Source organism: Leclercia adecarboxylata (assembly GCF_035787115.1).
GTDB lineage: Bacteria > Pseudomonadota > Gammaproteobacteria > Enterobacterales > Enterobacteriaceae > Enterobacter > Enterobacter adecarboxylatus_E.
This window is the reverse complement of the sequence record NZ_JALKTL010000004.1, coordinates 215,770-238,633: the sequence shown is the minus strand read 5'-3', so window position 1 is coordinate 238,633 and position 22,864 is coordinate 215,770. Positions and strand designations below refer to the sequence as shown.

Here is a 22,864-nt window from a genome sequence, read left to right as displayed (position 1 = left end):
GAATTCGACAGGCGAAGGTCCCTAAAGGAGAGGACAATGGTTGCGGTAAGAAGTGCACATCTCAATAAAGCTGGTGAGTTTGACCCACAAAAATGGATCGCAAGTCTGGGGATTGCCAGCCAGCAGTCGTGTGAACGCTTATCCGAAACCTGGGCCTATTGTCTTCGCACCACGCAGGGGCACCCCGATGCCGAGCAGCTGCTGTGGCGCGGCGTGGAGATGGTAGAGATCCTCTCTATGCTGAGTATGGATATCGACACCCTGCGTGCGGCCATGCTCTTCCCGCTGGCCGACGCCGAGGTAGTCACTGAAGAGGTGCTGCGCGAAAGCGTCGGCAAATCGATAGTGGCGCTGATCCACGGCGTTCGCGACATGGCGGCCATCCGCCAGCTTAAAGCCACCCACACTGACTCAGTCTCCTCTGAACAGGTTGATAACGTCCGCCGTATGCTGCTGGCAATGGTAGATGACTTCCGCTGCGTGGTGATTAAGCTTGCCGAACGTGTTGCCCATCTGCGGGAAGTAAAAGACGCGCCCGAAGACGAACGCGTGCTGGCGGCGAAAGAGTGCACCAATATCTATGCGCCGCTGGCGAATCGTCTCGGGATCGGGCAGCTGAAATGGGAGCTGGAGGACTACTGTTTCCGCTACCTGCATCCGGCAGAATATAAGCGTATTGCAAAACTGCTGCACGAACGCCGTATCGACCGTGAACATTACATTGACGATTTTGTGGGTGGATTGCGTAAGTCGATGAAAGAAGAGGGCGTAAAGGCCGAAGTGTATGGCCGTCCAAAGCACATTTACAGCATCTGGCGCAAAATGCAGAAGAAGCATCTTGCCTTTGACGAGCTGTTTGACGTGCGCGCCGTGCGTATCGTCGCCGAACGCTTACAGGACTGCTACGCCGCGCTGGGGATTGTTCACACCCATTTCCGCCATATGCCGGATGAGTTTGACGACTACGTCGCGAACCCGAAACCGAACGGCTATCAGTCGATCCATACCGTGGTGCTGGGGCCGGGGGGGAAACCGGTTGAGATCCAGATCCGCACCAAACAGATGCATGAAGAGTCCGAGCTGGGCGTCGCCGCACACTGGAAGTACAAAGAAGGCACCTCAGGCGGGGCCCGCTCCGGGCATGAAGATCGCATCGCCTGGCTGCGCAAGCTGATTGCGTGGCAGGAAGAGATGGCCGACTCCGGCGAAATGCTCGACGAAGTGCGCAGCCAGGTCTTTGATGACCGGGTTTACGTCTTTACGCCGAAAGGCGATGTGGTTGACCTGCCCGCAGGTTCAACGCCGCTCGACTTCGCCTACCACATCCACAGTGACGTAGGGCATCGCTGCATTGGCGCCAAAATCGGCGGACGCATCGTACCCTTTACCTATCAACTCCAGATGGGCGATCAGATTGAAATCATTACCCAGAAGCAGCCGAACCCGAGCCGCGACTGGCTGAACCCGAACCTCGGCTACGTCACTACCAGCCGCGGGCGCTCAAAAATTCATGCCTGGTTCCGTAAGCAGGATCGTGACAAGAATATCCTTGCCGGGCGCCAGATCCTCGATGATGAACTGGAGCATTTGGGCATCCACCTGAAAGAGGCGGAAAAATGCCTGCTGCCGCGCTACAACTTCAACGAGCTGGATGAGCTGCTGGCCGCTATCGGTGGCGGGGATATTCGACTTAATCAGATGGTGAATTACCTGCAGGCGCAGTTCAACAAACCGAGCGCGGAAGAGCAGGATGCGGCGGCGCTGAAACAGTTGCAGCAGAAGAGCTACAACCCATCGCACCGCGGTAAAGAAAAAGACAATGGCAGGGTAGTGGTAGAAGGTGTCGGTAACCTGATGCACCACATTGCCCGCTGCTGCCAGCCAATCCCGGGTGACGAAATTGTCGGCTTTATCACCCAGGGGCGGGGGATCTCCATCCACCGTGCGGACTGTGACCAGCTGGACGATTTACAATCCCACGCGCCGGAACGTATCGTCGATGCGGTGTGGGGCGAAAGTTACTCTGCCGGCTATTCGCTGGTGGTGCGGGTGTCGGCCAACGATCGCAGCGGCCTGTTGCGCGACATCACCACCATTCTGGCGAATGAAAAAGTGAACGTACTGGGGGTCGCCAGCCGCAGCGATACCCGTCAACAGCTGGCCACCATCGATATGACCATCGAAATCTATAACCTGCAGGTGCTGGGCCGCGTGCTCGGCAAGCTGAACCAGGTGCCGGATGTGATTGACGCCCGTCGTCTGCACGGCGGATAAGCGACCTTCTTCTCAGGGCCGGGTAAGGCGCAGCCGCCACCCGGCTTCTTTATTTTTCAGGAAAAAACATGACCCAAATTGACCGCCTGCTCGGCATTATGAAACGTCTGCGCGACCCGGAAAACGGCTGTCCGTGGGATAAAGAGCAGACTTACGCCACCATCGCCCCCTACACTCTGGAAGAGACCTACGAAGTGCTGGACGCCATCTCCCGGGAAGATTTCGACGATCTGCGCGGCGAGCTGGGCGACCTGCTGTTCCAGGTGGTGTTTTACGCGCAAATGGCCCAGGAAGAGGGGCGATTTGATTTCAACGATATCTGCGCCGCCATCAGCGATAAGCTGGAGCGCCGCCACCCGCACATCTTTGGTGATGCCACGGCTGAAAACAGCACCGAAGTTCTGGCCCGCTGGGAGCAGATAAAAAGCGCGGAACGGGCGGAAAAAGCGCAACATTCGGCGCTGGATGATATTCCGTTAAGCCTGCCGGCGCTGATGCGGGCGCATAAGATCCAGAAACGCTGCTCGGCGGTGGGGTTTGACTGGACATCCTTAGGCCCGGTGCTCGACAAAGTGCATGAAGAGATCGACGAGGTGATGCACGAAGCGCAACAGGCGGTGGTGGATCAACAGAAGCTGGAAGAGGAGATGGGCGATCTGCTGTTTGCCACCGTTAATCTTTCGCGTCATTTAGGGGTTAAAGCTGAAGTGGCGTTGCAGAAAGCGAACCTGAAATTTGAGCGCCGCTTCCGGGAAGTGGAGCGCATTATCGCGGCTCGCGGGCTGGAAATGACCGGGGTTGACCTCGATGCGATGGAAGAAGTCTGGCAGGAAGTAAAACGCCAGGAAACTGATCTCTAACGGGTTTTTGAGATCAAGCGCAATTTGTGTGATTTTTTAAATGACAAGCGCTTGATTTGCGTCAAAAACATTTACCCAAAAGGGGCTATTTTCTCACTCCCAATATGAGTCAAAGCCTGAGACAGGAGACGGAGAATGAAAGTTTGTGGCGCTCGCCGTGTTCGGGTATACTACTTTCCCGTCCTGGTTATTCCATCGTTTCACCCTAACTTCTCAGGTTCAGCATGACAACGAACTATATTTTTGTGACCGGCGGGGTTGTATCCTCTCTGGGTAAAGGCATTGCCGCAGCCTCCCTCGCAGCCATTCTTGAAGCCCGTGGCCTCAATGTGACCATGATGAAGCTGGATCCGTACATTAACGTCGATCCAGGTACCATGAGCCCGATCCAGCACGGGGAAGTGTTCGTTACTGAAGACGGCGCTGAAACCGATCTGGACCTGGGTCACTACGAGCGCTTCATCCGCACCAAAATGACCCGTCGTAACAACTTCACGACTGGCCGTATTTACTCCGACGTCCTGCGCAAAGAGCGCCGCGGCGACTACCTGGGCGCAACCGTTCAGGTTATCCCACACATCACCAACGCCATTAAAGAGCGCATCATTGCCGGTGGCGAAGGTCACGATGTGGTGCTGGTAGAAATCGGCGGTACCGTAGGGGATATCGAATCTCTGCCGTTCCTTGAAGCGATTCGTCAGCTGGCGGTGGATATTGGTCGCGAACACGCGCTGTTCATGCACCTGACGCTGGTGCCTTACATGGCTGCCGCAGGTGAAGTGAAAACCAAACCGACTCAGCACTCTGTTAAAGAGCTGCTCTCCATCGGTATTCAGCCTGACATCCTGGTTTGCCGTTCCGATCGTGCGGTGCCGGCCAACGAACGTGCAAAAATTGCATTGTTCTGTAACGTGCCAGAAAAAGCCGTTATTTCAATGAAAGATGTCGATTCCATTTATAAAATCCCGGGCCTGTTGAAATCACAGGGCCTGGACGATTATATTTGTAAACGATTCAGCCTGAACTGTCCGGAAGCTAACCTGTCTGAATGGGAACAGGTTATTTACGAAGAAGCGAACCCGGCAGGCGAAGTGACTATTGGTATGGTCGGCAAGTACATTGAACTGCCGGACGCCTATAAGTCCGTTATCGAAGCGCTGAAACACGGTGGCCTGAAAAACCGCGTAACCGTCAACATCAAGCTGATCGATTCGCAGGATGTTGAAACCCGCGGTGTAGAAATTCTGAAAGATCTGGATGCTATTCTCATCCCTGGCGGCTTCGGCTACCGTGGCGTTGAAGGCAAGATCGCTACCGCACGCTACGCGCGTGAAAACAATATTCCTTACCTCGGCATTTGCCTGGGTATGCAGGTTGCGCTGATTGAATTTGCACGCAACGTGGTGGGGATGGAAAACGCGAACTCTACGGAATTTGTGCCAGACTGTAAGTACCCTGTTGTGGCGCTGATTACCGAATGGCGCGACGAAGAAGGCAACGTCGAAGTCCGTACCGAGAAAAGCGATCTGGGTGGCACAATGCGTCTGGGTGCTCAGGCTTGTCAGCTCTCAGACGATAGCCTGGTACGCCAGATGTACGGTGCGCCAGTCATCACTGAACGCCATCGTCACCGTTATGAAGTGAACAACCTGCTGTTGAAACAAATTGAAGCTGCGGGTCTGCGTGTTGCGGGCCGCTCCGGGGATGATCAGTTGGTCGAGATCATCGAAGTGCCGAACCACCCATGGTTCGTTGCCTGTCAGTTCCACCCGGAATTTACTTCTACGCCGCGTGATGGACATCCGCTGTTTGCTGGCTTTGTGAAAGCCGCCAGTGAGTTCCAGAAGCGCCAGGCGAAGTAAGAAAAGTTAGAACGGCAGCGCGTACCAGAGGTACGCGCTGTTTGTCTGGAGTTTTAGTTTAACTTGTACTGAGGAAAATCTAATGTCCAAAATCGTTAAAGTCATCGGTCGTGAAATCATCGACTCCCGTGGTAACCCGACTGTTGAAGCCGAAGTACACCTGGAAGGTGGTTTCGTAGGTATGGCTGCTGCGCCGTCAGGTGCTTCTACTGGTTCCCGCGAAGCGCTGGAACTGCGCGATGGCGACAAATCCCGCTTCCTGGGCAAAGGCGTAACCAAAGCGGTTGGCGCGGTAAACGGTCCTATTGCTCAGGCAATCCTTGGCAAAGATGCCAAAGATCAGGCTGGCATTGATAAGATCATGATCGATCTGGACGGTACTGAAAACAAATCTAACTTCGGTGCGAACGCAATCCTGGCGGTTTCCCTGGCGAACGCCAAAGCAGCAGCGGCTTCTAAAGGCCAGCCACTGTTCGAACACATTGCTGAACTGAACGGCACCCCAGGCAAATACTCCATGCCAGTTCCGATGATGAACATCATCAACGGTGGTGAGCACGCGGACAACAACGTCGACATCCAGGAATTCATGATTCAGCCGGTTGGCGCGAAAACTGTTAAAGAAGCCATCCGTATGGGTTCTGAAGTTTTCCATCACCTGGCAAAAGTTCTGAAAGCGAAAGGCATGAACACTGCTGTTGGTGACGAAGGTGGTTATGCACCTAACCTGGGTTCCAACGCCGAAGCGCTGGCCGTAATCGCTGAAGCGGTTAAAGCAGCAGGCTACGAGCTGGGCACCGACATCACCCTGGCGATGGACTGTGCAGCATCTGAATTCTACAAAGACGGTAAATACGTTCTGGCTGGCGAAGGCAACAAAGCCTTCACTTCCGAAGAGTTCACTCACTTCCTGGAAGAGCTGACCAAACAGTACCCAATCGTCTCCATCGAAGATGGCCTGGACGAATCTGACTGGGACGGTTTCGCATACCAGACCAAAGTACTGGGCGACAAAATCCAGCTGGTTGGTGACGACCTGTTCGTAACTAACACCAAGATCCTGAAAGAAGGTATCGAGAAAGGCATCGCTAACTCCATCCTGATCAAATTCAACCAGATCGGTTCCCTGACCGAAACTCTGGCTGCGATCAAAATGGCGAAAGACGCTGGCTACACTGCCGTTATCTCTCACCGTTCTGGCGAAACTGAAGACGCGACCATCGCTGACCTGGCTGTTGGTACCGCTGCTGGCCAGATCAAAACCGGTTCTATGAGCCGTTCTGACCGTGTTGCTAAATACAACCAGCTGATTCGTATCGAAGAAGCGCTGGGCGAAAAAGCACCATACAACGGCCGTAAAGAGATCAAAGGTCAGTAATTCACTCTGAACTTTCATCTTTAGAAAAACCCGCTTCGGCGGGTTTTTTTTTATCCTCACACCGTCGGTACGCTATGACGTGTGCATACCGCCTGTTCAATAATGTCGGCAGCCCGTGCTGCCCCTCCGGCGTTTATCAGCTGAGTCTGGAGAGCGGTGATGCGCTGCGTGTACTGCTTATTTTCCAGCAGGTCGAGAAGATGCTGGCTGAGCGTGCGGCTCGGCGAAAAACGGCAGGCCTTAAGACCAATGCCGCTGAAGACCACTCGGGCGGCGACGCCTGGCTGATCAAACGCCAGAGGTACGGCGAGGATCGGCGTGGCGGTGGCGATGGCATCCATCACCGTATTCAGCCCTGCGTGGGTGATCACGGCGCCGGCATCGCGCAATACCGCCAGCTGATCGGTAAATCCTACGGTTTGCGCCCCCGCATGCGCCAGCCGGGCGGTTTGACGTGCATTGAGTCTGTCACAGTGGGCAATAAGCAAAGGCACACCAGCCTGTCGGCAGGCGCGGGCAATCGTGCGGAACAGCCCATAGCGGTAGCCCTGTAGCGTGCCTAATGATGCAAAGACAAACGGCTTCTTATTGCCGGAAGAGACCGTTGGCGGATCGTAGCGTAGCGGGCCTACCGCATGGAAGCAGGCGGGCAAGGTGCGTGGAAAATCAAAGCCCGGGATGGTCTGGCTGATTTGCGCCAACGGCGACAGGCATTGATCCAGCCTGTTGCGCGCGGGCAGACCAAACGCCCGGGCATGACGGGCAATGACCTGCCCCTGTCCCGACATCAGCCAGTCATAAACATCCGCGCTGGAGGCGTATAATTTGCGGCTGCGCTCGCTGGTGCCATAGCGAAAAGGCATCACCGGCAAGGGGATGGTGTTATCCCGGTTTACCGGCAGAGCGCAGCAGATGGAGATAAAGGGCAGGTTGAGCGCTTGTGCAACCAGCCCTCCTGCCGGCTCCATCTGATCGACAATCACGGCGTCAATATTGTGCTGCCGGAAGGCGAGGGGCAGTTCACGACACAGCATATCGGTAACGCTTGCCATACCCGATATCAGGCGAAAAAACCCCGGCTCGCGCATCGCGGACGGCGTCGAGTGACCCACTGCGATGAAGTGCGCCTGCGGTTCCCTGAGCAGCGTGCGAGCCTCTTCCTGCTGAAAAAATGTGACCCGATGGCCGCGCACGATAAGGTGTTTTGCCAGTGCTTCCATAGCGCGCATATGGCTGTATAACGGTAGCGTTATTACCGCAAAATGGCTCATTCTGCTTGTCCAGTACTCAAATGGCTACTCAGTCAAGGGGGTTAACGTCGACGCGAGCCGGGTGGGCGATATCTTAAAAGCGTAGCGTAAGTTTTACTGTTTTTAACATTGCCTGCAGACAACGGCTTTCCACCCAAAGGGTGTTAGCCTGGCTATCCTTAAACTGACAGGAATAAAATCGTGGCCGGGGTTGTTTTGCCTGATTATGTGCGATCTGCAATAATGCCCACCCGTAATCTGACCAGAGATAATTATGCAGTACCCGATTAATGAGATGTTCCAGACCCTGCAAGGCGAGGGTTACTTCACCGGCGTTCCCGCTATTTTCATTCGTTTGCAGGGATGCCCGGTTGGCTGTGCCTGGTGTGATACTAAACATACCTGGGATATGCTTAGCGATCGGGAAGTGTCACTTTTCAGCATCCTGGCGAAAACCAAAGAGAGCGATAAATGGGGCGCGGCAAACCCGGACGACCTGCTGGCGATTATTGGTCGTCAGGGCTGGACGGCGCGCCATGTGGTGATCACCGGCGGTGAACCCTGCATTCACGATCTTATGCCGCTCACCATGCTGCTGGAGAAGAACGGCTTTAGCTGCCAGATTGAGACCAGCGGCACCCACGAAGTACGCTGCTCCCACACCACCTGGGTGACGGTATCGCCAAAAGTAAATATGCGTGGCGGTTACGACGTATTGTCTCAGGCGCTGGAGCGCGCGGACGAGATTAAGCATCCGGTCGGGCGCGTGCGCGATATCGAGGCGCTGGATGAACTGCTGGCGACCTTAACCGACGACAAGCAGCGGGTGATCGCCCTGCAACCCATTTCTCAGAAAGAGGACGCCACGCGCCTGTGCATTGAGACCTGTATTGCGCGTAACTGGCGTCTGTCGATGCAGACGCACAAATACCTGAATATCGCCTGATAATCCTGCGGCCTATGTCTCTAAGGGGCCCGCCGTCTGGGTAATAACGCCCAGGCTACCACCGCCGACCCAAGACAAATTGCGCTGTTAAACAGCAGCGCGTACTGGGCGGCGCTGGCCATGCCCAGCGGCAGCAGCAGGGCATACAGTGAAGCCGTCACGGCGATACCCATAGCTCCGCCCAGCGAACTGCCCATCTTATAGATCCCTGATGCCACACCGACTTTGCTCTCTGGCGCGTTCATCACCGCCGTGTCCGTTGACGGGGTGGCGTAACAGCCCAGCCCCAGTCCAAACAGGACGTTGCTGAAAAAGACGGTCACGATGTAGATCTCTTTGCTCAGGAAGGTGCAGGAGATAAAAGTGATGCCGATCGCGGTCAACACGGGGCCGGTCATCATCGGCAGGCGGGCGCCATAGCGTTGCAGCAGTTTCTCTCCCACGCGGATCATGGCGAGCACCGTCACCAGATACCCCAGCGTCATCATGCCGGTTTGCAAAGGCGTCAGATGATGGCCCTGCTGTAGCCAGATACTGGTGATCATCATGGTGCCGATGCAGCCGTTGAGCATGAAGTTGGAGAGCACCGCCGCGCTGTAGGCCCGGTTTTTAAACAGGGCGAAATCGATCAGCGCCGCATCGCCTTTGCGCAGGCCGGTCACGATAAAGCCCAGCGCCGCCAGGATCGCCGCCCCCAGCGCTGACAGGGATAAGCCGCTACTCCAGCCCCAGCTGTGCCCTTTGCTGATAAACAGGTTGAGCAATACCAGCATCAGGACAAAGCTCACCAGCCCGCCAATATCCAGCTTGTGCTGGCCAGCGCTGGCGCTTCGGCTTTCCGGCGTACCGCGAATTAACAGCAGGGCAGCCAAAGCCATCACCATCGAAAAAACAAAAATCCAGCGCCAGCCCAGGCTGGTGGCAATGGCGCCGCCAACAAACGAGCTCAGCCCGCTGCCGCCCCAGGAGCCAATGACCCAGAAGCTGATTGCCCGCTGACGTGCTTTGCCTTCGTACCAGGTTTTAATCAGCGCCAGCGTGGCAGGCATAATGCAGGCTGCCGACAGCCCCTGGATCGCCCGTCCCAGCAGAAAGAGTACCGGCTCGCGTGCCATAAACAGCAGGCCGCTGCCGATAATACTCAGCACCAGACCGATGACCGTCAGGCGCACGCGACCAAACTTATCGGCGAAGCCACCGCTGGCAACCACAAAGCATCCGCTGAATAACGCGCTGAGGCTGACCGCCAGCGTAAGCGTCTCCAGGGAAATATCGAGGCTATTTTTCATGGCCGGCACCACGTTGATCACCGACTGGGCAAATAACCAGAATGTCAGAACGCTCAGAACAATACCCGCCAGCAGTCGATCATTACCTGCGAAAGCCGGGGTGCCTGTCAGGGGAACGGTACTCATTGTGCAGCCCTCCTGGGCCAGGGAATTAACGCAGATAGTGTTCGGTCAGGGCGCTCCAGAGCGCGGCTCCGGTGATCAAAATCTTGTCGTTAAAGTCATAGCCCGGGTTATGCACCATGCAGCGATCCGGTTCATCGCCTGCGCCGATAGTGAAGTAACAGCCGTCAGGGTTCTTTTCGAGCATAAAGGCGAAATCTTCGCTGCCCATAAATGAACCGATGGAGGCCACCGCATCCTGTCCGAACAGATCCTGGGCGACGGTGCGCACCATCTCGTTAGCCGCAGGGTTATTGGTAAGGACCGGGCTGCCGTTGATGTGACGGATGGTGGCCGTGGCGTTGAAGCTCTCTGCCTGCGCAACAGCGATATCATGGATACGCTGCAGAACGGTCTGCCGCACCTTTTCGTTCAGCGTGCGCACGGTCAGCTTCATCAGCACTTTGTCGTTGATGATGTTGGGTGCATGACCGGCCTGAATGCTGCCGACAGTCACCACGGCGGGTTCAAACGGGGTGATATTTCGCGACACGATTGACTGCAGGGCGAGGGTGATGTGGCAGGCCACCAGCGTGGCATCAACGGTATGTTCCGGCAGGGCACCGTGTCCGCCTACGCCATTAACTTCTATATGGATCGTATCGGAGGAGGCCATCATGGCGCCATCGCGCAGGCCGATTTTGCCCAGCTTCTGCCCCGGCATATTGTGCAGACCAAAAATATGGTCGCAGGGGAAGGTATCAAACAGGCCATCTTCGACCATCACCCGCCCGCCATACAGCAACTCCTCCGCGGGCTGAAAAATCAGGTGCAGCGTGCCGTTAAAATTGCGGGTGCGGGCCAGATATTCGGCGGCATAGAGCAGGGTGGTGGTATGGCCGTCATGACCACAGCCGTGAAATTTATTCTCAACGGTGCTGCTCCACGCTTTGCCGCTCTCCTCCTGCATGGGTAACGCATCCATGTCGGCGCGCAGGCCAAGGCGTTTGCTGCCGTTGCCCACTTTCAGGGTGCCCACCACGCCGGTTTTCGCCATCCCGCGATGCACTTCGTAACCCCACTGCTGGAGCAGTTCCGCGACGCGCGCGCTGGTCTGCTGCTCCTCAAAACCGATCTCGGGATGCTGATGAAAATGACGGCGCAGTTCGATGAACTGCGCTTCGCGGCTCTGCAGTGCTTCAACAATCGGATGTGTCATTTTTGTTATCCTTTTTTTATCAAACAATGCTAATTTCGAGTTTATGCCGATCGCAGCGTCGGAAAATGCACTTTTTTGTTGTGAAGCGACGCATTATTTCTGATTGTTTTTCATACAAATCCGTTATGACAAAAAAGAGCAGGTTATTATTTGTCTTCCCTGGAGGGGTAAATGGAGCAACGGAGTAGCGAATTTTCGGTGAAGGTGCAGGACATCCGTCAGTTTCATCAGGAAGAGGACGATGCGCTGACGCTGCTGTGGCTGCTGGAAGGACGCGCCGAATTGCAAACCGACCAGCGGCAGACGATCCTGATGGCCGATAGCCTGACCATCATTAATCGTAATCAACGCTGGCAGCTCACCAGCGAGAGCGGGAATACGACGATGCGCGTCGTGCTTTCCGGGCGCTGGATCCAGCAGCTTTGCCGCGACTTTTTTGCCCATGATTATGCGATACCGTCCGGGGCCGGAGGCATCTGGCCACAGAGTGATGAGCTACGTCATCTCCTGCGCCAGCTGCTGGTGAGTACCCTGATTAACGATCAGCATCGCTACCGGCTGGAGGCGACCCGCTGGCTGAGCGAGATCCTGCTGCTGCTGACCAGCCGGTTTCAACAGCCGGCACGCCTGGGCCTGCGGGAAAACCATCCAGGCTTAAGCAAACGCATCGCCCGGGTGGTGGAGCGTATCAATGCCAGCTACACCCGACGCATTACGCTTGCCGAAATCGCCGGCAGTGAGTTTGTCTCGGAAGCCTGGCTCTCCCGCCTCTTTCGTAAAGAGATGGGGGTCAGTTTTATGCAGTACATCACCACCCTGCGGCTGGAGAAGGCGGCCGACGCGCTGCGCCTGACCAATCGACCGCTGCATCAGATTGCGCTGGAGCAGGGGTTCGCCAGTACGCGGATGATGAGCGATCTGTTCCGCCGTCATCATCAGATGGCGCCGGGTGCGTTTCGCAAGCAAAGACGACCTCACGCCGGGCTGCCCCGTTCACGGCACAGCAGCAGCGAGCAGCTCTACCCGGTGGCGGTGGATACGCTTTTCAGCCTGCTGAATGAACCTGAAACGCGCGGCTGGGAGCCGTCAGCATTAACGCCCCACCCGGTACAGGAGAGGGTGTTTGATCTGCGCCAGCTTAAACCCGACGCGCCCCTGCGACATACCCGAATGGTGGTGACGGTGCGCGAGCTGGACGATCTCCTGCGGGAGGACGTGCGTCGCGAGCTGGAAAAGCTGGAGGAGGCGATGCCCATTTTCGGGATTGATATCGCGGAGCCTTTTCTCAGCAGCCGCCTGTTTGCCAGCGGCTGGGACGATCCCCTGATGGCGGGGTATGCCTGCTGGTACAATCTGCATCAGGTCTTTACCTGGCTTGCGAAAAAACGGTGGACGGTGCTGCTGCACACCGGGCTGACCACCCGCACCGATCTGCTGGCGCGCTTTTTACAGCAGGCGGTTAATCACTTTTCACCCGACATCACCGGACGCTGGCAATTTGTCATGCACTGGTCAACCCAGGCAAGCGAGGCGGTGCGTCAGCAGGTCTGGCAGGCCCAGCGGGTGACGCTGCACAATTCTCTGCCGCAGGCGACGTTCGGCGTATGGCACCGCTTTTCACCGGGCCGTGCTGCGCAAAACGATGAGGCGCTGCTTAACTCCACTCTTCTCGCGCAGGCCGATTTTCTGGCCTGTCCGGCCGATGCCAACGAGCTTCTCGATCTGGCGCAGCTGGATCCGGCGCATCTCTCTTCATCGGAAAACTATCCGGTGCAGAAGGTCCGGCAGATCCTGGCGTCGCTTCGCCAGCGAAAGCTCTCTCTTCCGGTATGGCTGCTGTCGTGGAACACCCTCACCGGCAACACGCGGGCCACCAACGGCTGGTTTTTCCGCGGCGCCTTGCTGATGCAAAACCTGCTCGGGCTGTCGGAACAGGTCTGGCTGGCGGGATTCTGGCTCAATTCGGGCTTACAGGGCGAGGCGCGGGCCAACAATACCATCGACACTTCGAGCCTGGCGCTGCAGTACAACCATGGCCTGCCGCGCCCCATCTACTGGGTGATATGGCTGTGGCGACGCCTGCGCGGTGAGGTGCTGGTAAACGAAAAGAATCTTTTGCTGCTGCAACACCACAAGGGATATCAACTGCTGCTGCGCAATACGGTAGTGTTTAACCCGCTGCTCTCCAGCGAAGAGGCCTTCATTCAGCGCTTTCGCCAGCAGTACCATGTTCAGCTTAAAGGCCTGAACGGCAGGTGGCGGATCAAATGTTATCTTTTTGACCAGCACAACGGCGCGCTTTATCCCTTGATTGAAGGGGTGCGCAGTGAACGGGGGCCTGACGAAGAGATGTGGTGCTGGATGAAGCATAAAGCACGCCCAACGCTTTCAATGCGCGATGAACGGCTTTATGAAGGCTGGCAGATAACGGAGTCGCTGGAAAGCAACGCGCTGATGCTCTTTGAAATTGCGCCGTTGCTTTCTCATGAGGGGTGATTACTCGCCGCGATAGACACAGCCTGCGGTGCAGGTCTCTTTGATCATCACCGCGCTCAGCAGCGGCACCAGCGGCTTGATCTCATTCCAGATCCATTTCGCCAGCACTTCGCTGGTCGGGTTCTCAAGGCCTGGAATGTCATTCAGATAGTAGTGATCGAGGCGATTGTAGGTCGGCTTAAAGGCGGCTTTCAGCTCGGCAAAATCCATGATCCAACCGGTGTGCGGATCGACTTCACCCGTGATCTCCAGACGCACCATAAAGGAGTGTCCGTGCAGGCGACCACATTTATGCCCTTCCGGGACGTGAGGCAGATGGTGGGCGGCTTCGAAGATGAAATCTTTAAACAGTGTGGTGGACATCGTGGACTCTCAAAAATGCGGAAAAAACCGCCGTAGAGTACCGGAAAGTACATTTTTTATCATTAACTAAAACGGCCCTTATGGTAAGGGGCTACTGACAGCAAAGTAACTGTTGTTTTTTATTATATTTTTCAGGCGGATAGTTAATCACTTTTATTGTTAAGAACAATAGCTAAAAGAGGTTAGTCCATTTGGTTATTTATTATTTCCATCCCGTCTTTAATTGTTATGATCCGCGCCGTTAACCTTACACTCTGTTCTGTCTTTCAGATAAAAATTCAGATTTGCTACTGGAACATAACGACGCATGACAACACAGGCCCCACCTTCAAATTTGCTTCCCCTGAACCCGGAGCAACTGGCACGCCTGCAGGCGGCCACCACTGATTTTTCGCCCACCCAGCTTGCCTGGGTATCCGGTTATTTCTGGGGAATGCTCAATCAACAGCCGGGGGCTGTGGCGAGTGCACCGGCTGCGGCCGTTGAGATCCCGGCAATTACGCTTATCTCCGCCTCGCAAACCGGCAACGCCCGTCGCGTGGCAGAAGCCCTGCGCGACGATCTGCTCGCGGCCAAACTGAACGTGAACCTGGTGAACGCCGGGGATTATAAATTTAAGCAAATCGCGTCAGAGAAGCTGGTTATCGTTGTGACCTCTACCCAGGGCGAAGGTGAGCCGCCTGAAGAAGCGGTTGCGCTGCATAAGTTCCTGTTCTCGAAAAAAGCGCCAAAACTGTCGGGCACCGCCTTTGCGGTCTTCGGCCTGGGCGACTCCTCCTACGAATTCTTCTGCCAGTCGGGCAAAGATTTTGACAACAAGCTGGCCGAGCTGGGGGCAGAGCGCCTGCTGGATCGCGTCGATACCGACGTGGAATATCAGGCCGCGGCTGCCGAATGGCGCGCGCGCATTGTCGATGTGCTGAAAGCCCGCGTTCCGAAAGAGACGCCAGCCCAGGCGGCAGTCACCGCGGCTGGCGCAGTTAACGATATTCATACCAGCCCGTACACCAAAGAAGCTCCGCTGAGCGCGAGCCTTTCGGTTAACCAGAAAATCACCGGGCGTGATTCTGAAAAAGACGTCCGTCATATCGAAATCGATCTGGGCGACTCCGGTCTGCGCTACCAGCCGGGCGATGCCCTTGGCGTCTGGTACCAGAACGATCCGGCGCTGGTAAAAGAGCTGGTTGAACTGCTGTGGCTGAAGGGCGATGAACCGGTGACGGTTGAAGGCAAAACGCTTCCGCTCTCTGAAGCGCTGCAGTGGCATTTCGAACTGACCGTCAACACCGCGAACATCGTGGAGAACTATGCCACCCTGACCCGCAGCGAATCTCTGCTGCCGCTGGTGGGGGATAAAGCCAAACTGCAACACTACGCCACCACCACGCCAGTCGTCGATATGGTGCGTTTCGCGCCAGCCCAGCTGGATGCCGATGCGTTAATCGGCCTGCTGCGTCCGCTGACGCCGCGCCTGTACTCTATCGCCTCTGCGCAGGCCGAGGTGGAAAGTGAAGTCCACGTCACCGTGGGTGTGGTGCGTTACGATATCGAAGGACGCGCCCGTGCCGGCGGGGCATCAAGCTTCCTCGCGGATCGTGTGGAAGAAGAGGGCGAAGTGCGGGTCTTTATCGAGCACAACGACAACTTCCGCCTGCCTGCTAACCCGGAAACCCCGGTGATCATGATTGGCCCGGGCACCGGTATTGCGCCGTTCCGCGCCTTCATGCAGCAGCGAGCCGCCGACGAAGCGCCGGGCAAAAACTGGCTGTTCTTCGGTAACCCGCACTTCACCGAGGACTTCCTCTATCAGGTGGAGTGGCAGCGCTACGTCAAAGAGGGCGTGCTGAGCCGCATCGATCTGGCCTGGTCCCGCGATCAGAAAGAAAAAATCTACGTACAAGACAAACTGCGCGAACAGGGCGCAGAGCTGTGGCGCTGGATCAATGACGGTGCCCATATTTATGTCTGCGGCGACGCCAATCGCATGGCGAAAGACGTTGAGCAGGCTTTGCTGGAAGTGATTGCTGAATTCGGTGGCATGGATACTGAATCGGCGGATGAATATTTAAGTGAGCTGCGCGTCGAGCGCCGTTATCAGCGAGATGTCTACTAATGAGCGAAAAACATCCTGGCCCTCTGGTGGTCGAAGGCAAACTGTCTGATGCCGAGCGCATGAAGGTAGAAAGCAACTACCTGCGTGGCACCATTGCCGAAGATTTAAATGACGGTCTGACCGGCGGTTTCAAAGGCGACAACTTTCTGCTGATCCGTTTCCACGGCATGTACCAGCAGGACGATCGCGATATTCGTGCCGAGCGTGCTGAACAGAAGCTGGAGCCGCGTCACGCGATGCTGCTGCGCTGCCGTCTGCCGGGTGGGATCATTACCACCAAACAATGGCAGGCGATCGACAAGTTCGCCCATGACAACACCCTTTACGGCAGCATCCGTCTGACCAACCGTCAGACTTTCCAGTTCCACGGCATCCTGAAGAAGAACGTGAAACCGGTACACCAGATGCTGCACTCCGTTGGGCTGGACGCGCTGGCGACCGCCAACGACATGAACCGTAACGTGCTCTGCACGTCCAACCCGTACGAGTCAGAGCTGCACGCTGAAGCCTATGAATGGGCGAAGAAGATCTCCGAGCATCTGCTGCCGCGCACCCGCGCCTATGCCGAGATCTGGCTCGATCAGGAGAAGGTCGCGACCACTGACGAAGAGCCGATCCTTGGCCAGACCTATCTGCCGCGTAAGTTCAAAACCACGGTAGTGATCCCGCCGCAGAACGACATCGATCTGCACGCCAACGACATGAACTTCGTGGCGATTGCTGAGAACGGCAAGCTGGTGGGCTTTAACCTGCTGGTGGGAGGCGGTCTCTCGATTGAGCACGGTAATAAGAACACCTACGCCCGCACCGCGAGCGAGTTTGGCTATCTGCCGCTGGAGCACACCCTGGCGGTGGCGGAAGCGGTGGTCACTACCCAGCGCGACTGGGGTAACCGTACCGATCGTAAAAACGCCAAGACCAAATACACCCTGGAACGCGTGGGCGTTGAGACATTCAAAGCCGAAGTGGAGCGTCGCGCCGGCATCAAGTTTGAACCGATCCGCCCGTATGAATTCACTGGCCGCGGAGATCGTATTGGCTGGGTAAAAGGCATCGACGATAAATGGCACCTGACGCTGTTTATTGAAAACGGGCGTATCCTCGACTATCCGGGCCGTCCGCTAAAAACCGGCCTGCTGGAGATCGCGAAGATCCACCAGGGCGAGTTCCGTATCACCGCCAACCAGAACCTGATTATTGCCGGCGTGCCGGAAAGCCAGAAGGCGAAGATCGAGAAGCTGGCGCGGGATCATGCCCTGATGGATGCGGTGACGCCACAGCGTGAAAATTCAATGGCCTGCGTTGCTTTCCCGACCTGTCCGCTGGCGATGGCTGAAGCCGAACGCTTCCTGCCGTCGTTCACTGATAAAGTGGAAGCGGTGCTGGAAAAACACGGCATTCCTGATGAGCATATCGTAATGCGCGTAACCGGCTGCCCGAACGGCTGCGGCCGCGCGATGCTGGCGGAGCTGGGTCTGGTGGGTAAAGCGCCAGGCCGTTACAACCTGCATCTGGGGGGGAACCGCAGCGGAACGCGCATTCCGCGTATGTATCGCGAGAACATCACGGAACCAGAAATTCTCAGCTCGATTGATGAGTTAGTCGGGCGCTGGGCGAAAGAGCGTGAAGCGGGTGAAGGCTTCGGCGACTTTACGGTGCGTGCGGGCATCATTCGCCCGGTGCTCGATCCCGCACGGGATTTCTGGGAGTAATATCCCAGGGGTTTTGTAGGCCGGGCAAGCGCAGTGCCGCCCGGCAAATCAGGCAAACGAGGTTCTTATGTCCGTACTCGATTTAAACGCCCTTAATGACCTGCCAAAAGTTGAACGTATTCTGGCGCTGGCCGAAACCAACGCGGAGCTGGAGAAGCTGGACGCCGAAGGGCGTGTTGCCTGGGCGCTGGAAAATCTGCCGGGTGAATATGTTCTCTCATCAAGCTTTGGTATTCAGGCGGCGGTCAGCCTGCATCTGGTGAATAAACTTCGCCCGGACATTCCGGTGATCCTCACCGATACCGGTTATCTGTTTCCGGAAACCTACCAGTTTATTGATGAGCTGACGGACAAGCTTAAGCTGAACCTGAAGGTCTATCGCGCAGAGCAGAGCGCGGCCTGGCAGGAGGCGCGCTACGGCAAGCTGTGGGAGCAGGGCGTTGAGGGTATTGAGAAATATAATGCCATCAACAAAGTCGAGCCGATGAACCGGGCGCTGTCTGAACTCAACGCTAAAACCTGGTTTGCCGGTTTGCGCCGGGATCAGTCCGGTAGCCGGGCATCATTGCCGGTGCTGGCCATTCAGCGCGGGGTGTTCAAAGTGCTGCCCATCATCGACTGGGATAACCGTACCGTTTACCAGTACCTGCAGCAGCACGGCCTGAAGTATCACCCGCTGTGGGATCAAGGTTATCTGTCGGTGGGTGATACTCATACCACCCGTAAATGGGAGCCGGGTATGGCAGAAGAAGAGACCCGATTCTTTGGCCTCAAGCGCGAGTGCGGATTGCACGAAGGGTAAGGGTATAGGCCCCTCACCCCGGCCCTCTCCCCAAAGGGGCGAGGGGGAAAAGACGGCTCGGTGCGATCCCCTCTCCCCTGTGGGGAGAGGGGGAAAAGACGGCTCGGTGCGATCTCCTCTCCCCAAAGGGGCGAGGGGGAAAAGACGGCTCGGTGCGATCCCCTCTCCCCTGTGGGGCGAGGGGGAAAAGACGGCTCGGTGCGATCTCCTCTCCCCTGTGGGGCGAGGGGGAAAAGACGGCTCCGTGCGATCTCCTCTCCCCTGTGGGGCGAGGGGGAAAAGACGGCTCGGTGCGCTCCCCTCTCTCCTGTGGGGCGAGGGGGAAAAGACGGCTCGGTGCGATCCCCTCTCCCCTGTGGGGCGAGGGGGAAAAGACGGCTCGGTGCGATCTCCTCTCCCCAAAGGGGCGAGGGGGAAAAGACGGCTCCGTGCGATCCCCTCTCCCCTGTGGGGAGAGGGTTAGGGTGAGGGGCACTAACAACGCTACACTTTCCCTGCTTTCGCCAGCTCTTTCACCAGCGGCAGCATCACGCGGACAACATCCCGGCTGCGGTGTTCAATCCGCTGTGGCAGCGTCCCGTCGATATGCTGCAAATTATCCAGCCTGACGTCGTGCCAGCTTGTTCCCTTTGGATACGCCTTCGATTTTGCCCGCTGCTGATAACCGTCCTTTTTACCCAGTGACCAGTTAGTCGCTTCGACATACAGCACCGGGATCCCGGCTTTATCAAACACCTCGCCATCATTGCAGCATCCGGTTCCTTTTGGATACGCGGCGTTGCCCCCCGGGTTGGTGGCAGCCACGATGCCGTGGGCGCGGGCAATCGCCAGCGCGCGGTCGCGGGTTAATTTACGCACCGGAGCCGGGGTCGTTTTTCCGCTGTTAAAGTAGAGCTTATCGCCGACGATCAAGTTATCGAGATTGATCACCAGCAGGGTATTTTTCTTCTCCGCCGGGGTCATGCGTTTAAGCACATTTTCGGCGCCTAGCCGTCCCTCTTCTTCGCCGCTGGTGGCGATAAAGCGAATGCTGTACTGGGTGGGAATGTGTTTCAGCTGGTCGGCCAGCTCCAGCATCACCCCGACGCCGGCGGCATTATCATCAATGCCCTGCAACGTCAGACCACCCAGATTGTTATCGGCATCGCTGTCGCTCATGGGGGCATAGGTATCAAGATGCGCCAGAATAATAATCTGCTCGGCCGCTTTGCCTTCATGGGCGGCAATGACGGTGCTGCCCGTCACGTTGTGCCAGTTCTTGCTCTGATTACGCGAGGTATAGATGTAGCGGCTCTGAAAGGTGCGGATATCGCTCTGGTAACCCATCCCGGCAAACTGCTGGCGCACGTAATCAGCGGAGAGCATTTCGGCGGGGGTACCGGTCATCCGTCCCGGAAAAAAGGTGGCGATATGACGCGCCTGCGTCGCGGCCATCTCACCCAGAGGCGAGGTCTTAGCCTGAACCGTTCCGATCAAGCAAACGCCGAGCGCCAGGGCGGCGTATCGGTGGCGCATTGCGGAAAACATAAGGAGTCCTTAAAAAAATTGTGCAAAATTTTAACGCGCTTAGTATGAAACTGTGACCGCGCTTACACAATTTGATTTGCTCTTAAATGCCCGGAATTACGCGCGTTAAGCACTTTTTGATATGAGCTTTTCCAGAGCGTTATTCCATTGAGTAACTACTCATTCCAATTCGTAATTTCATTCGCTCGTAGCCGCCCCCTATAGTCCCACTATTCCTGATTGTTAGCGAGTTGTAGCATTGTGGATTACCTTCCCTTATTTGCTGCCGTAAAAGACCGTCCGGTGCTGGTGGTCGGCAGCGGCGAAATCGCCGAGCGCAAAATTGCTTTTTTACATCGGGCAGGCGCGCGCGTACAGGTGGTTGCCGAGGCGGACTTTGCTGAATCGCAAATCGACAATGTGGTGCTGGTTATTGCCGCCACCGAAAACCGGGCGCTCAACCAGCGCGTCTCGGATGCCGCCCAAGCCCGTCACCGCCTGGTGAACGTGGTGGACGACCAGCCGCTGTGCTCCTTTATCTTCCCGTCGATTGTCGATCGCTCGCCGCTGCTGGTGGCGATCTCCTCCGGCGGTACTGCCCCGGTGCTGGCCCGCGTGCTGCGGGAAAAAATCGAAGCGCTGCTGCCGACGAGCCTTGGTCGTATGGCCGAAAAGGCCAGCTACTGGCGCAACCATCTGAAAACCCGCCTGACCAGCGTGGCGGAACGCCGTCGCTTCTGGGAGCGCGTGTTTCGCGGGCGCTTTGCCAGCCTGATGCAGGCCGGTAATGAGACCGCCGCGCAACAGATCCTTGAAGATGAACTGGACAATCCGGGCAGCACGGGCGGGGAGATCGTCCTGGTGGGCGCAGGCCCGGGCGATGCCGGCCTGCTGACCTTGCGCGGTTTACAGGTGCTACAGGATGCCGACGTGGTGTTTTATGACCATCTGGTAAGCGACGGCGTGCGCGAGCTGATTCGTCGCGACGCTGAACAAATCTGCGTCGGCAAACGCGCGGGCGGCCACGCCGTACCGCAGCATGAAACCAATCAGATGCTGATCGCCGCCGCGAAAGAAGGCAAAACCGTGGTGCGTCTCAAAGGTGGCGATCCCTTTATCTTTGGCCGCGGCGGCGAAGAGCTGCAGGCGGCAGCCGAAGCTGGCGTGCCTTTCCAGGTGGTGCCGGGAATTACTGCGGCCTCGGCGGTAACGGCCTACGCCGGTATTCCGCTGACGCACCGCGATTACGCCCAGAGCGTCACCTTTGTCACCGGCCACTACAAGGCCGACAGCACCCCGTTTGACTGGACGCATCTGGCGCAAAGCCGTCAGACCCTTGCCATCTATATGGGCACCATGAAAGCGGCGGAAATCAGTGAACAGCTTATTCAACACGGGCGCGATGCGACTACGCCTGTAGCGGTGATATCCCGCGGCACGCGCGTCGATCAGAAAGTTAAGATCGGCACACTACAACAGCTTGCAACTCTGGCGAAAGATGCCCCGATGCCCGCCCTGATCGTGGTGGGGGAAGTGGTGCAGCTGCACAGCACGCTCGCCTGGTTCCAACATACAACCGACACAGAAGGCTTTGGTTCTTCTGTTGTAAATTTGGCTTAGTCCTGAAGCAACAGGCTATTTTATTTGCCATTTTGCCCCGGGCTGTGCTCGCAATCCTCGCGTACTTGAGTACGCTCCGGTTGCTGTGCGCAGGCCGTGACAAAACCGGCTGCAACAATAACGCCTGTTGCACCAGGCCTTATAAGGAACAGTTATGGACCAAAAACGACTGACGCACCTGCGGCAACTTGAAGCGGAAAGTATTCACATTATCCGCGAAGTGGCCGCTGAGTTTGCTAATCCGGTAATGATGTACTCCATCGGCAAAGACTCCAGCGTGATGCTGCATCTGGCGCGTAAAGCGTTTTACCCGGGCACGCTGCCGTTCCCGCTGCTGCACGTGGATACCGGCTGGAAATTCCGCGAGATGTATGAGTTCCGTGACCGTACCGCCAAAGCCTATGGCTGTGAACTGCTGGTGCATAAAAACCCGGAAGGGGTGGCGATGGGGATTAACCCGTTCGTGCACGGCAGCGCCAAGCACACCGATATCATGAAAACCGAAGGGCTGAAGCAGGCGCTGAACAAGTACGGCTTTGATGCCGCTTTCGGCGGCGCCCGCCGCGACGAGGAGAAATCCCGCGCCAAGGAGCGTATCTACTCCTTCCGCGATCGCTTCCATCGCTGGGATCCAAAAAATCAGCGTCCTGAGCTGTGGCACAACTACAACGGTCAGATTAACAAGGGCGAAAGCATTCGCGTCTTCCCGCTCTCCAACTGGACCGAGTTGGATATCTGGCAGTACATCTATCTGGAAAATATCGAGATCGTGCCTCTGTATCTGGCGGCTGAACGCCCGGTGCTGGAGCGCGACGGTATGCTGATGATGGTGGATGACGATCGTATCGATCTGCAGCCTGGCGAGGTGATCAAAAAGCGGATGGTGCGCTTCCGTACCCTCGGCTGCTGGCCGCTGACCGGCGCGGTGGAATCTGACGCGCAGACGCTGCCGGAGATCATTGAAGAGATGCTGGTCTCAACCACCAGCGAGCGACAGGGGCGCGTGATTGACCGCGACCAGGCAGGCTCGATGGAGCTGAAGAAACGTCAGGGTTATTTCTAAGGAGCCGCC

16 protein-coding genes are annotated in these 22,864 nt (G+C 56.8%); 11 read left to right on the top strand and 5 right to left on the bottom strand.

Annotated features, from left to right (window positions below; all coding sequences use genetic code 11):
* The first annotated feature begins 36 nt into the window (after positions 1-36).
* From relA to eno, 4 genes are all read left to right on the top strand, one after another.
* Positions 37-2,274, top strand: coding sequence for a GTP diphosphokinase (relA, locus tag MXM41_RS14995; RefSeq protein ID WP_325932785.1), 2,238 nt, complete (start codon positions 37-39; stop codon positions 2,272-2,274).
* Between the two features lie 68 nt (positions 2,275-2,342).
* Entirely contained in the window at positions 2,343-3,134 is a 792-nt protein-coding gene (mazG, locus tag MXM41_RS14990) for a nucleoside triphosphate pyrophosphohydrolase (protein ID WP_325932783.1), read from the top strand.
* Between the two features lie 224 nt (positions 3,135-3,358).
* Positions 3,359-4,996, top strand: coding sequence for a glutamine hydrolyzing CTP synthase (gene pyrG / locus MXM41_RS14985; protein WP_325932781.1), 1,638 nt, complete (start codon positions 3,359-3,361; stop codon positions 4,994-4,996).
* An 82-nt stretch (positions 4,997-5,078) separates the two neighbouring features.
* Positions 5,079-6,374 carry a phosphopyruvate hydratase gene (gene eno, locus MXM41_RS14980; RefSeq protein WP_103822709.1) on the top strand — a complete coding sequence of 432 codons (1,296 nt, stop codon included), beginning with the start codon at positions 5,079-5,081 and terminating at the stop codon, positions 6,372-6,374.
* 56 nt (positions 6,375-6,430) lie between these two features.
* On the opposite strand, the gene MXM41_RS14975 is transcribed toward eno, so the two are convergent.
* Positions 6,431-7,645 carry a glycosyltransferase gene (locus MXM41_RS14975; protein WP_325932780.1) on the bottom strand — a complete coding sequence of 405 codons (1,215 nt, stop codon included), beginning with the start codon at positions 7,643-7,645 and terminating at the stop codon, positions 6,431-6,433.
* A gap of 253 nt (positions 7,646-7,898) precedes the next feature.
* Between MXM41_RS14975 and queE the strand changes: the two genes are divergently transcribed.
* On the top strand, positions 7,899-8,570 hold the full coding sequence (queE, locus tag MXM41_RS14970) for a 7-carboxy-7-deazaguanine synthase QueE (protein ID WP_325932779.1): 672 nt from the start codon (positions 7,899-7,901) through the stop codon (positions 8,568-8,570).
* A gap of 20 nt (positions 8,571-8,590) precedes the next feature.
* Here queE and MXM41_RS14965 read toward each other — a convergent pair whose 3' ends face one another.
* On the bottom strand, positions 8,591-9,985 hold the full coding sequence (locus MXM41_RS14965; RefSeq protein WP_325932778.1) for an MFS transporter: 1,395 nt from the start codon (positions 9,983-9,985) through the stop codon (positions 8,591-8,593).
* Positions 9,986-10,010: 25 nt separating this feature from the next.
* Positions 10,011-11,180, bottom strand: a complete 1,170-nt coding sequence (locus tag MXM41_RS14960) for a M20 aminoacylase family protein (RefSeq protein ID WP_325932777.1) — start codon at positions 11,178-11,180, stop codon at positions 10,011-10,013.
* A gap of 171 nt (positions 11,181-11,351) precedes the next feature.
* On the opposite strand from MXM41_RS14960, the gene MXM41_RS14955 reads away from it, so the two are divergent.
* Entirely contained in the window at positions 11,352-13,676 is a 2,325-nt protein-coding gene (locus tag MXM41_RS14955) for a helix-turn-helix domain-containing protein (protein WP_325932776.1), read from the top strand.
* On the opposite strand, the gene queD is transcribed toward MXM41_RS14955, so the two are convergent.
* Positions 13,677-14,039, bottom strand: coding sequence for a 6-carboxytetrahydropterin synthase QueD (queD, locus tag MXM41_RS14950; protein WP_325932775.1), 363 nt, complete (start codon positions 14,037-14,039; stop codon positions 13,677-13,679).
* Between the two features lie 307 nt (positions 14,040-14,346).
* Between queD and cysJ the strand changes: the two genes are divergently transcribed.
* The 3 genes from cysJ to cysH all read left to right on the top strand — a co-directional run bounded on the left by cysJ (position 14,347) and on the right by cysH (position 18,666).
* Positions 14,347-16,152 (top strand): NADPH-dependent assimilatory sulfite reductase flavoprotein subunit, encoded by a 1,806-nt coding sequence (gene cysJ / locus MXM41_RS14945; RefSeq protein WP_325932774.1) that lies wholly within the window; start codon positions 14,347-14,349, stop codon positions 16,150-16,152.
* Positions 16,152-17,864 (top strand): assimilatory sulfite reductase (NADPH) hemoprotein subunit, encoded by a 1,713-nt coding sequence (cysI, locus tag MXM41_RS14940; protein ID WP_325932773.1) that lies wholly within the window; start codon positions 16,152-16,154, stop codon positions 17,862-17,864. Before cysJ ends, cysI begins: the two co-directional genes overlap by 1 nt.
* Before the next feature lie 67 nt (positions 17,865-17,931).
* Entirely contained in the window at positions 17,932-18,666 is a 735-nt protein-coding gene (gene cysH / locus MXM41_RS14935; protein ID WP_325932771.1) for a phosphoadenosine phosphosulfate reductase, read from the top strand.
* A 483-nt stretch (positions 18,667-19,149) separates the two neighbouring features.
* On the opposite strand, the gene MXM41_RS14930 is transcribed toward cysH, so the two are convergent.
* Positions 19,150-20,193, bottom strand: a complete 1,044-nt coding sequence (locus tag MXM41_RS14930) for an aminopeptidase (RefSeq protein WP_325932769.1) — start codon at positions 20,191-20,193, stop codon at positions 19,150-19,152.
* Between the two features lie 240 nt (positions 20,194-20,433).
* On the opposite strand from MXM41_RS14930, the gene cysG reads away from it, so the two are divergent.
* Both cysG and cysD read left to right on the top strand, forming a co-directional pair.
* Positions 20,434-21,792 carry a siroheme synthase CysG gene (cysG, locus tag MXM41_RS14925; protein ID WP_325932768.1) on the top strand — a complete coding sequence of 453 codons (1,359 nt, stop codon included), beginning with the start codon at positions 20,434-20,436 and terminating at the stop codon, positions 21,790-21,792.
* A gap of 154 nt (positions 21,793-21,946) precedes the next feature.
* Positions 21,947-22,855: a sulfate adenylyltransferase subunit CysD gene (cysD, locus tag MXM41_RS14920; protein ID WP_325932767.1), complete on the top strand. Its 909-nt coding sequence runs from the start codon at positions 21,947-21,949 to the stop codon at positions 22,853-22,855.
* Positions 22,856-22,864 lie beyond the last annotated feature (9 nt).

Coding starts and splice junctions, on each gene's coding strand:
- MXM41_RS14955 (WP_325932776.1), top strand. CDS start 11,352: ATGGAGCAACGGAGTAGCGAATTTTCGGTGAAGGTGCAGGACATCCGT.
- queE (WP_325932779.1), top strand. CDS start 7,899: ATGCAGTACCCGATTAATGAGATGTTCCAGACCCTGCAAGGCGAGGGT.
- cysJ (WP_325932774.1), top strand. CDS start 14,347: ATGACAACACAGGCCCCACCTTCAAATTTGCTTCCCCTGAACCCGGAG.
- MXM41_RS14965 (WP_325932778.1), bottom strand. CDS start 9,985: ATGAGTACCGTTCCCCTGACAGGCACCCCGGCTTTCGCAGGTAATGAT.
- queD (WP_325932775.1), bottom strand. CDS start 14,039: ATGTCCACCACACTGTTTAAAGATTTCATCTTCGAAGCCGCCCACCAT.
- eno (WP_103822709.1), top strand. CDS start 5,079: ATGTCCAAAATCGTTAAAGTCATCGGTCGTGAAATCATCGACTCCCGT.
- cysD (WP_325932767.1), top strand. CDS start 21,947: ATGGACCAAAAACGACTGACGCACCTGCGGCAACTTGAAGCGGAAAGT.
- pyrG (WP_325932781.1), top strand. CDS start 3,359: ATGACAACGAACTATATTTTTGTGACCGGCGGGGTTGTATCCTCTCTG.
- MXM41_RS14975 (WP_325932780.1), bottom strand. CDS start 7,645: ATGAGCCATTTTGCGGTAATAACGCTACCGTTATACAGCCATATGCGC.
- MXM41_RS14930 (WP_325932769.1), bottom strand. CDS start 20,193: ATGTTTTCCGCAATGCGCCACCGATACGCCGCCCTGGCGCTCGGCGTT.
- mazG (WP_325932783.1), top strand. CDS start 2,343: ATGACCCAAATTGACCGCCTGCTCGGCATTATGAAACGTCTGCGCGAC.
- MXM41_RS14960 (WP_325932777.1), bottom strand. CDS start 11,180: ATGACACATCCGATTGTTGAAGCACTGCAGAGCCGCGAAGCGCAGTTC.
- cysH (WP_325932771.1), top strand. CDS start 17,932: ATGTCCGTACTCGATTTAAACGCCCTTAATGACCTGCCAAAAGTTGAA.
- cysI (WP_325932773.1), top strand. CDS start 16,152: ATGAGCGAAAAACATCCTGGCCCTCTGGTGGTCGAAGGCAAACTGTCT.
- relA (WP_325932785.1), top strand. CDS start 37: ATGGTTGCGGTAAGAAGTGCACATCTCAATAAAGCTGGTGAGTTTGAC.